General features: G+C 45.8%; 12 protein-coding genes, 1 tRNA gene and 1 pseudogene. 12 read left to right on the top strand and 2 right to left on the bottom strand.

What is annotated here, in order from left to right:
* Positions 1-58 precede the first annotated feature (58 nt).
* From rpsP to A3844_RS26025, 5 genes are all read left to right on the top strand, one after another.
* Positions 59-331, top strand: coding sequence for a 30S ribosomal protein S16 (gene rpsP / locus A3844_RS26005; RefSeq protein ID WP_019910363.1), 273 nt, complete (start codon positions 59-61; stop codon positions 329-331).
* Between the two features lie 22 nt (positions 332-353).
* On the top strand, positions 354-584 hold the full coding sequence (locus tag A3844_RS26010; protein WP_074088041.1) for a KH domain-containing protein: 231 nt from the start codon (positions 354-356) through the stop codon (positions 582-584).
* A gap of 105 nt (positions 585-689) precedes the next feature.
* A complete protein-coding gene (gene rimM / locus A3844_RS26015; protein ID WP_074088042.1) occupies positions 690-1,214 on the top strand; it encodes a ribosome maturation factor RimM in 525 nt (174 codons plus the stop codon).
* A complete protein-coding gene (gene trmD / locus A3844_RS26020) occupies positions 1,214-1,966 on the top strand; it encodes a tRNA (guanosine(37)-N1)-methyltransferase TrmD (RefSeq protein ID WP_074108946.1) in 753 nt (250 codons plus the stop codon). Before rimM ends, trmD begins: the two co-directional genes overlap by 1 nt.
* An 820-nt stretch (positions 1,967-2,786) precedes the next feature.
* Positions 2,787-2,860: transfer RNA gene (locus A3844_RS26025), tRNA-Pro, on the top strand.
* Between the two features lie 174 nt (positions 2,861-3,034).
* On the opposite strand, the gene A3844_RS26030 is transcribed toward A3844_RS26025, so the two are convergent.
* Positions 3,035-3,241 carry a hypothetical protein gene (locus tag A3844_RS26030; protein ID WP_074088044.1) on the bottom strand — a complete coding sequence of 69 codons (207 nt, stop codon included), beginning with the start codon at positions 3,239-3,241 and terminating at the stop codon, positions 3,035-3,037.
* A 229-nt stretch (positions 3,242-3,470) separates the two neighbouring features.
* On the opposite strand from A3844_RS26030, the gene A3844_RS26035 reads away from it, so the two are divergent.
* Positions 3,471-3,722 carry a hypothetical protein gene (locus tag A3844_RS26035; RefSeq protein ID WP_074088046.1) on the top strand — a complete coding sequence of 84 codons (252 nt, stop codon included), beginning with the start codon at positions 3,471-3,473 and terminating at the stop codon, positions 3,720-3,722.
* 92 nt (positions 3,723-3,814) lie between these two features.
* On the opposite strand, the gene A3844_RS26040 is transcribed toward A3844_RS26035, so the two are convergent.
* Positions 3,815-4,762, bottom strand: coding sequence for a hypothetical protein (locus A3844_RS26040; RefSeq protein WP_074088047.1), 948 nt, complete (start codon positions 4,760-4,762; stop codon positions 3,815-3,817).
* A gap of 364 nt (positions 4,763-5,126) precedes the next feature.
* Between A3844_RS26040 and A3844_RS26045 the strand changes: the two genes are divergently transcribed.
* The 6 genes and pseudogenes from A3844_RS26045 to A3844_RS26070 all read left to right on the top strand — a co-directional run.
* Positions 5,127-5,414 carry a hypothetical protein gene (locus A3844_RS26045; RefSeq protein WP_074088049.1) on the top strand — a complete coding sequence of 96 codons (288 nt, stop codon included), beginning with the start codon at positions 5,127-5,129 and terminating at the stop codon, positions 5,412-5,414.
* Positions 5,415-5,562: 148 nt separating this feature from the next.
* Complete coding sequence (gene rplS / locus A3844_RS26050) at positions 5,563-5,907, top strand: 50S ribosomal protein L19 (RefSeq protein ID WP_074088051.1); 345 nt, start codon at positions 5,563-5,565, stop codon at positions 5,905-5,907.
* A 191-nt stretch (positions 5,908-6,098) separates the two neighbouring features.
* Positions 6,099-6,719 (top strand): signal peptidase I, encoded by a 621-nt coding sequence (lepB, locus tag A3844_RS26055; RefSeq protein ID WP_074088052.1) that lies wholly within the window; start codon positions 6,099-6,101, stop codon positions 6,717-6,719.
* Between the two features lie 29 nt (positions 6,720-6,748).
* Positions 6,749-7,609 carry a ribosome biogenesis GTPase YlqF gene (gene ylqF / locus A3844_RS26060; protein WP_074088054.1) on the top strand — a complete coding sequence of 287 codons (861 nt, stop codon included), beginning with the start codon at positions 6,749-6,751 and terminating at the stop codon, positions 7,607-7,609.
* 203 nt (positions 7,610-7,812) lie between these two features.
* The gene (locus A3844_RS26065) at positions 7,813-8,424 is read left to right on the top strand and encodes a ribonuclease HII (protein ID WP_074100344.1); all 612 of its coding nucleotides are present in this window, start codon (positions 7,813-7,815) and stop codon (positions 8,422-8,424) included.
* Positions 8,425-8,672: 248 nt separating this feature from the next.
* Positions 8,673-8,859 (top strand): annotated as a pseudogene (locus A3844_RS26070) (IS110 family transposase); the annotation flags it as partial.

Here is an 8,859-nt window from a genome sequence, read left to right on the forward strand (position 1 = left end):
AAAAGGTTTCTCAAACATATTGTAAAATTTTCGATATTCTTATAAGGAGGTGAATTTCGTGGCAGTACGTATTCGTCTGAAAAGAATGGGTGCACATAAAGCGCCTTTCTATCGTGTAGTGGTTTCCGATTCCCGGTCCCCTCGTGACGGTCGTTTTATCGAGGAAATCGGTTATTATAATCCGATTGAAGTACCGGCAGTAGTTAAGATCGATGAGGAAAAAGCTCTTAAATGGCTTCAAACAGGTGCGCAGGCATCTGATACCGTCCGCAATCTGCTTTCCAAAGCAGGCGTGATGAAGAAGTTCCATGAGCTGAAGCAACAGAAATAATGACTGATTGCGAGGGTCCTCTATGGAAGAATTAGTTGGAGTTATTGCTAAGGCTTTAGTGGATCATCCAGAGGATGTGGCTGTACGGACTGTGGAGAAGGAACACCTGATTGTCTATGAGCTTTCTGTGCATCCAGATGATGTCGGCAAGGTCATCGGCAAGCAGGGCAGGATCGCCAAAGCGTTCCGTACCGTGGTCACATCTGCAGCAGTCAAGAGCGATAAACGCGTTACCGTGGATATTTTATCTTAAAGAATGCGTTCAATGAGGGGCTAGGGATAGTATATCCCGGCTCCTTTTTGTTGAAATATATAAGCAGGAACATACTGTACAATTATAAGTAAAGGAGAGGATCAGATGACGGAAGAGCTGAATGTAGGCAAGCTGGTCAATACACATGGAATTCGCGGGGAGATCAAAATATTATCCTCTACCGATTTTCCGGAAGTCCGATTTGCACCGGGTAAAAAACTGCTTGTGGTTCCCGCCGATGGAAGCCCAAAATTCGAGGTAACCGTGGAAACCGCAAGAGAGCATAAAGGAATGTATATTGCCAAGCTGGAGGGATACACCAACATTAATCAGGTCGAGAAATATAAAGGAAGCATGCTGAAGGTTCCGAGTGACGATTTGGTGGAGCTGCCAGAGAATGAATACTACTTCCACCAGATTGTCGGCTGTGAGGTGTATACCGATGTGGACGACAGTCAACCCCTCGGCCAAATTACTGAAATTCTTCAGCCTGGTGCCAATGATGTATGGGTGGTAAAGCCGGCTAAAGGTCCCGAAATCCTGATTCCGGTAATCAACGATGTCGTACTAGATGTGGATATTCAGGCCAAGAAAATTAAGGTGCACTTGATGGAAGGGCTGCTGCCATGATGCGGATTGATGTGCTGACGCTTTTTCCTGAAATGTGTGAAGGTGTATTCGGCACTAGCATTCTAGGCAAAGCACGAGAAAAAGGGATCGTCTCACTGAATGCAGTTAACTTCCGTGACTTCTCCGGAAACAAGCATAACAGCGTGGATGATACGCCATATGGTGGTGGAGGTGGGATGGTGTTGAAGCCAGACCCTATCTTTGCCGCTGTGGAGCATGTGCTTGCTGTACCAGGAAATCAGAAGAAACCGCGCATCATTTTGATGTGCCCTCAGGGCCAGACGTATACTCAGCAGATGGCAGAGGAATTGGCACAGGAAGAGCATCTTATTTTTATCTGCGGTCATTATGAAGGCTACGATGAGCGGATTAGAGAGCATCTGGTGACGGATGAATTGTCAATCGGAGACTACGTACTTACCGGGGGGGAGCTTCCTGCGCTTACAGTGATCGATTCGATTGTGAGGCTGCAGCCTGGGGCGCTGGGCAATGAGACCTCTGCGGTGACTGATTCGTTCAGTACCGGTCTGCTGGAGTATCCGCATTATACCCGTCCGGCTGAATTTAGAGGGTGGAAGGTACCGGACATTCTGCTCAGTGGACATCATGCGAACATTGAAGTATGGCGGCGTGAACAGGCACTACAGCGTACTTTGGAACGCAGGCCGGACCTGTTAGAGACAGCTGAGTTGACGGTGAAGGATAAGACTGCTCTGGAACGACTGAAGAGATCGAGCAGTAATACACTTTAGTGGATATTTACTATAAAATGGAATATTTGACGTCTCGTTAACATATACTATGTTGATGAGGCGTTTTTTGTTGTGTTTGTTCTGCAATACAAATCTATGCAAAAGCTGAAAGGAAAATGAGACCCATAGAATATCTAAAAAAAAATGCGAGCAGATGTGCGTTACAATCCTGTTTTTTGGGTAATTAGAAGAGGCGACGGAAATGAAGCTCAGATACAGCTATTTCAACTATCGAAAGGAATGAACATTAGTGACTACGAATACGCGTGAAGAATTCAAGCCAGACGTGGACACTGTCCACAAGGAAGCGGAGCCGCTCCGCACAGTAAATGATATTATCGATTTCTATACCAATCGTAAATCATAAGACCAATATAGTATGAATAAAAACCACTACCTCAGCTGACCTGCCGGAGTAGTGGTTTTTTATATCGGGATCAAAGGCATGGCATAAAGAGATTTGAAATATAAAAAAGACCGTCCGAAGACGGTCTCTTTACCCGAGGCGCTAGTTAAAACTTTGATCCGTATCCCGCGCCACCAGGGCTAGAACTTCAGCCGTTGGTCCGGGTAAGGGATACGTTCAACATGTCATGATTGATGTGAACGCACCTCCTTTCCTTGTGCCAAGAGTATAGCATAGCTGCTGCGAAAAAACCATGAATTTTAAGAAAAAAATAGTTTAGAGATTTGGAAAATTCCACTTGAAACTATTATAAATCTGCGGTATACATAAAATGAAGGTAAAAATCAGAGGCGCTTCAGTTCTACTATTGCGTTGAATGCGTATATTGAACAAAGGGCAGCAATACATATGCGTCGGGGTATAGCGCAGCCTGGTAGCGCGCACCCTTGGGGTGGGTGAGGTCGCAGGTTCAAATCCTGTTACTCCGATCAACTGGATATCATTGAGACAAAGAGAATCACGTTCAGCTGGTTAAGATACCGAAGCGACGTGATTCTTTTTGATGTGCTCGTAGTAAGCTTGTGACTGCAATAAAAAACACTCCCTGCTGAACCAAAGGTCCAGAGGAAGTGTTAAGGAAGAGTATGGAGGTTATCCGTGGCTCAAACCCTAGAACCGTGATCGCGGTGGTTCCGGCGATCTTTGGCAAGCATCACAATACCCGAACCGAGCGCATAGATAGCTACTACCGAAAATAATACGACCACCCATGTGTAATTCCGTACAGTATAGGTAAGCGATGCAAAGATGATGAACCAGGCGATACGAAGCACCCCTTCATTGATAAATCTTTTGCCAGCTGCACTCATGAGAATTGCCTCCTCTGATAAAATTAAATTTGTCCATCCTTCGTAAGCGCTCTAATTATGAATATTATAATAATAATAACTCCTTTTCCTCAAAAATGATACACAATGTTCACAAGTACTTTGTTTCACAGATATTTTTTTTATTGCTATCTGCCACACGGCTACTGCCGTTCCCGGCTTATCCCCCTCCGCATACCATACAGAATCACGAATGAGGAGGGGTTCTCAGGTGGAAGCCTATTATAATTGTCTGCATTGTATGAACAAAAGAGTTCGCATCATGACTACAGACGGTAAGCGGCATGAAGGAATCATTGTGAATGTGGATAGAAATAATGTATATTTGAAAACAAAGGGCAACGGTAAAATGAAGACATCGGCATTTAATCCTTACGGAAATTACTATGGCGGGTTTTACGGGTACGGCAGTGAGATCCTGACGTTAAGCTTGTTCACTTTGCTGGCTATAGCACTGATTTAGTTCCAGACACACAAAAGAAGCCAATCTCAAGGCGAGACTGGCTTCTTTTGTGTGTCACAGTGAGGCTGGTTCAGCCCCACTGATTTCATATGCTATTGAACTGTAATAGAACCAATTTGTGTGGATAGTGAGATGAGTGGACCGCCGCCATTCATTTCCCTTTTTCGGGATCCGCTTCCGGTAATTTGACCGAGCTCGCTTTTAGTGGATACGGTGCACTTGAGTCCGCTGTTGAGATCAGCAGTTATTTTGCCGATATCGCTGCTTGCCATTAGTGAGCTTTCAGACTCCATGCCTCGGATATCCAGTTCGATGCTACCCGTATTGGATTTCACTGTTGATTTTCCGCTGAATTGTACAGCCTCGAGAACTATTGCGCCTACATTGCTGTCTATGTGGAAGGTGCCATTCAGGCCATGCAGCCGAATTGCTCCGACATTGTTGCTGATATAGTATTCATCCATAGTTGAAGGTACCTGAATCTCATAATTGATGCTGAAATCGGAAGAGCCATACTTCTTTTGGGCCCAGGTCCATAGATCTTTTTGGGGCTCATTCATGGCATGCGTGGATACCTTAAGCTCATTCCCGTCAGCTTGAACTGTAACTTCTGCGCTGTCTAGAATTTTCTGTTCTGTCTCCTGATTATGACCGGGGTGTGTGATGACTGTTGCTTTAATGGTGATGAAATCGCTGTTCCCGGAAATGATCTTCACTTCACCAACGCTATTCTCCAGAACTAGTGCTGATACAGAATCGGCTTTTTTAGCAATATTGAGCTCTTTGCTCAAACTGCCCGTTTTTATTTCTTCAGCCACCTTTGCAGCGCCATTCTGAACAGCCTGCTCCACACCTAAGGTCGCCTCGCCTAAACCTTGCTTTACTGTCTCAACGGTTTCCTGCTGGAAATTTCCGTTTAATCGCTGTTCAAGCTGATGGTCCGCAGCTTCTTTGCCTGGCAGCTCCCGGCAACCGGATAGCAGTGCAATAGAGAGAACGGCGACCGCCGCGATGATTGCTGTATTATGATTTCTTTTCAATTTCAGACCCTCCCGTAATTGCTTGTCGCTTATGTATAATCCATACTATATCTTATGGGAAAAAATTGAAAAACAGGCCGGGGACGGGTTACTGTACTGGACTAAAGTCTAGGATGCCTTGGTCGGCTACATTTCATTGAAGAGGTATGCTAGAATAAACAATGTAAGTGATGTTTTGAACGTGAAGTCATTGTTTTTGGCGAGGCTGAAGCAAACGGCTAACATATATTTGGATATAGGGCTGTTGCAGCCAGCTTGATTAAGCTTTGCTTCAGCGCTGGAGAAGTGTTATCGTCGCCATGTGAGGCCCGGGATGGTCTGTTTACTATTAGACTGACACCAGTCAAGGGAGCGGATGATACAGATGCAATATGCGGCAGTTGTAGTTGTGTTGTTAGTTGGTGTGGTTGTATATTTTGGTTACTTCAGCCCAAGAAGACAATCTTCAAGGCCGAAAAACAGCACTGCCAGTAATGTGATTTCTATGGACCGTCACCGAAAAGCCAAGCAGAGTACTGAGGAACAGCCTTGCTCTTCCTGTAAAAAGAAAAACGGTAAGCTGATCTTCTATGCTCAGGATAACGGGACGGTTGTCGGCTTGTGCAAGGACTGCAAAGTAAAGGCGAAGAAGCGGGATATGATGCCTCTCTGAATCTCGAAAAATAAGTTGTCTTTTCTGGTGGTTTATGATAATATTATTTCTGTTGTGTGGAATACGGTGGTCCTCTGCGGATAATGAGGGAGAGCAATGATCTCTCCGGAAGAGGCAAGAACACCTGTACGGAAGGAGGAAGTCCTAAATGAATATCCTACAAGCAATTACGCAAGAGCAACTTCGCAAAGATATCCCGAGTTTTCGCCCGGGTGATACTTTGAAAGTGCATGTAAAAGTTATCGAAGGAACTCGTGAACGGATCCAGTTGTTCGAAGGCGTTGTAATCAAACGTCGCGGCGGTGGAATTGGTGAGACTTTTACGGTTCGTAAAATCTCTTACGGTGTTGGTGTGGAAAGAACTTTCCCAATCAACTCGCCAAAGATCGAGAAAATCGAAGTGGCTCGCCGTGGTAAAGTGCGTCGTGCGAAGCTGTATTACCTTCGTGACCTGCGCGGTAAAGCTGCAAGAATTAAAGAAATCCGTCGCTAATATTGCGGCAAAGGAAAGGGGCTTGATTTCAAGCCCCTTTCGTTTATTCTTCTATTAATATAGTATAGATCATATATGCCTTAGGATCAGCTTCTCCGAAAAGGCCTCCTGACGGAGTATTCGTGGAGGAGTTTTTGGCAGGAGTTTTTTTGTTGTATAGTGAGGGTAGCATATAGAGAGGATGGTGAACTATGCAGCAGGATTTTCAGCAGGGACAAGGTGAAATTGTGGAGCCTGACGGCAAGAATCCCCGCAAGCCCAAAAATGAAGTGTTGGAATGGATTAAAGCAATCGCTATTGCTTTGATTCTGGTGATTTTGATACGCTGGCTTTTGTTCAAGCCGTTTATTGTGGATGGACCTTCTATGCGGCCGAATTTCCATACCGGTGAACGTGTGATTGTCAATGAAATCTTATATGACATCCGCTCGCCTCAGCGGGGTGAGGTTATTGTGTTCCATGTACCATCTGAAGGTAAGGATTTCATCAAACGTGTAATCGGCGTAGCTGGGGATACCGTAAAAGTCGAAGGCGATGTTGTTACTGTGAACGGCGAACCGGTAAATGAAACTTACATCAAAGGTGCGATGGACCAGGCACATAATAATAACACATTGTACAACAACACGAATTTCCCGAACGAAGACATTACGGATGGAACAGTTCCGAAAGGGCATGTCTTTGTTATGGGGGATAACCGTTCCGACAGTAAGGACAGCCGGATGATCGGCTATGTGCCGTTGAGCGATATTGTCGGACGTGCAGACCTGATCTTTTGGCCGGTCAAAGATATTACAATGATTAAACATTAAGTTGACGGAAGTCAAAGGAGGTGACGGCAATGGCCATTCAATGGTTTCCTGGTCATATGACGAAGGCTAGGCGGCAAATCGAGGATAAGCTGAAGCTGATTGATGTATGTATAGAATTGCTCGATTCCCGTCTGCCGCTATCCAGCCGCAATCCGATGATTGACGATATTTTGCGGGACAAGCCAAGACTGATTATTCTGAATAAAGCGGACTTGGCAGACCCTGAAGCTACACGGAAATGGCTGGCCTATTTCAGGGCAGAGGGCCATGTTGCGCATCCGGTAGATGCGGCTACTGGCACGGGCATCAAGGAGATTCCAGAACAGGTTAAGCTGCTGCTGAAGGAGAAGATCGACCGGCAGATTGCCAAAGGGATGAATCCGCGTCCAAGTCGGGCGTTGATCGTCGGGATTCCTAATGTGGGCAAATCTACGCTCATTAACCGGATGGCGGGCAAAAACATCGCCGCAACGGGTGACCGCCCGGGCGTTACCAAAGGACAGCAATGGATTAAGACGGGTGGAAATCTGGAGCTTCTGGACACGCCAGGGATACTGTGGCCAAAATTCGAGGATCAGGATGTAGGCTACCGTCTGGCGGTAACCGGTGCGATCAAGGAAGAGATCCTGAATATTGAGGATATCGCTTTTTTTGCAGTGAAGTATCTGGTCAAGGATTATGGGGCAAGCTTCCAGGAGCGTTTTGGAATCGAGAAGCTTCCTGAGGATCTGGAGAATCCAGACGAAATTGTTGCTGTTATGGAAGCTGTCGGCCGTAAACGGGGTTGTCTAATCAGCGGTGGCCGGGTGGACCTGGAGAAGGCTTCACGCCTATTGCTGCATGATCTGCGGGCGGGGAAGCTGGGACGGTTTACACTGGAGACACCTTAAATACAGAATCATGAGGAATGGAAGAACCATCCGAGTCATTGGGGTGGTTTTTTGTTATGCATATGTGAATGAATGGTCCTGAAATTGGAAGGGGTATTTTGAGCAAAAAGTGGGATGACCAGGGCGTATTCTTATGATAAGCTGGCTTGTACAAGGAATGGGAATTTAGAATTGGTGGTGGAGGAACAGTGAGTTCAATAGATATGTTAAGCTACGAAAAGGGATGCTGGGAGCAGGATTACCGGAGAATAGCAGGCGTTGATGAGGTAGGAAGAGGCTGTCTGTTCGGCGATGTGGTAGCGGCTGCGGTGATTTTACCGGAAGGCCTCATTATAGAGGGTGTTGATGATTCTAAGAAGCTAACAGCGAAGAAGCGGGAGAACCTGTTCGAGCAGATTATGGAGCAGGCGTTGGCGGTAAGTGTAGGTCATGTCGACTCAATGGTCATAGATGAGATCAATATCAAGCAGGCTTCCAGGCTGGCGATGAAAAAGGCGGTAGAAGGTCTGGGAAGTACTCCTGACTATATGCTGATCGATGCAGAAAAGGTAGATCTTCCCTTGCCACAGCGTGCGATTATCAAAGGGGATGCCAATAGCCAGTCTATTGCCGCTGCTTCTATAGTGGCCAAGGTTACACGTGACCGGCTGTGCGAAGGCCTGTGGGAAGAGTTATATCCGGATTACGGTATTAAAATACATAAAGGTTATGCGACTAAACTCCATAGAGAACAGATCCTGGCTCTGGGACCGACTCCCATGCACCGCCGCAGTTTTCTGGGGAGAATTCTATCGGATGAACTGACATTGTTTTAAGATGAAAGAGACGGATAGATACAACGCTTCCTATTATATAAGTTGTTATGATAACTGCACTGAAGAGGAGCTTAGATCAAGGGGCTATCTTATAAAAAGCTTAATAATACCGATATAAATGAAAAGATATATATGAAAGGAGCCATTCCTGTAATGAATTAATTTGAGGTTTGAATGAAAAAAGCGCCAGCTGTATACTGGGAAACGTTCCGTCCAGAGAACAAATTCCAGCGCAGGAGGCACTCAACATGAAGTATAAACAATCGAAGAAACAGAATCAACGGATTATGAGAATTTCCGACAAGACCCTTGTCGTAGGGGCAGACATCGCTAAGGAAACCCATGTGGCCCGAGCCATTGACTTTCGGGGAATTGAACTGGGGAAAGATTGTGTATTCTCCAATACACGAACAGGTCTGGAGCAACTGGTACAGT

Origin of the sequence: Paenibacillus helianthi (genome assembly GCF_001909055.1) — a bacterium.
Lineage (GTDB): Bacteria > Bacillota > Bacilli > Paenibacillales > Paenibacillaceae > Paenibacillus_AQ > Paenibacillus_AQ helianthi.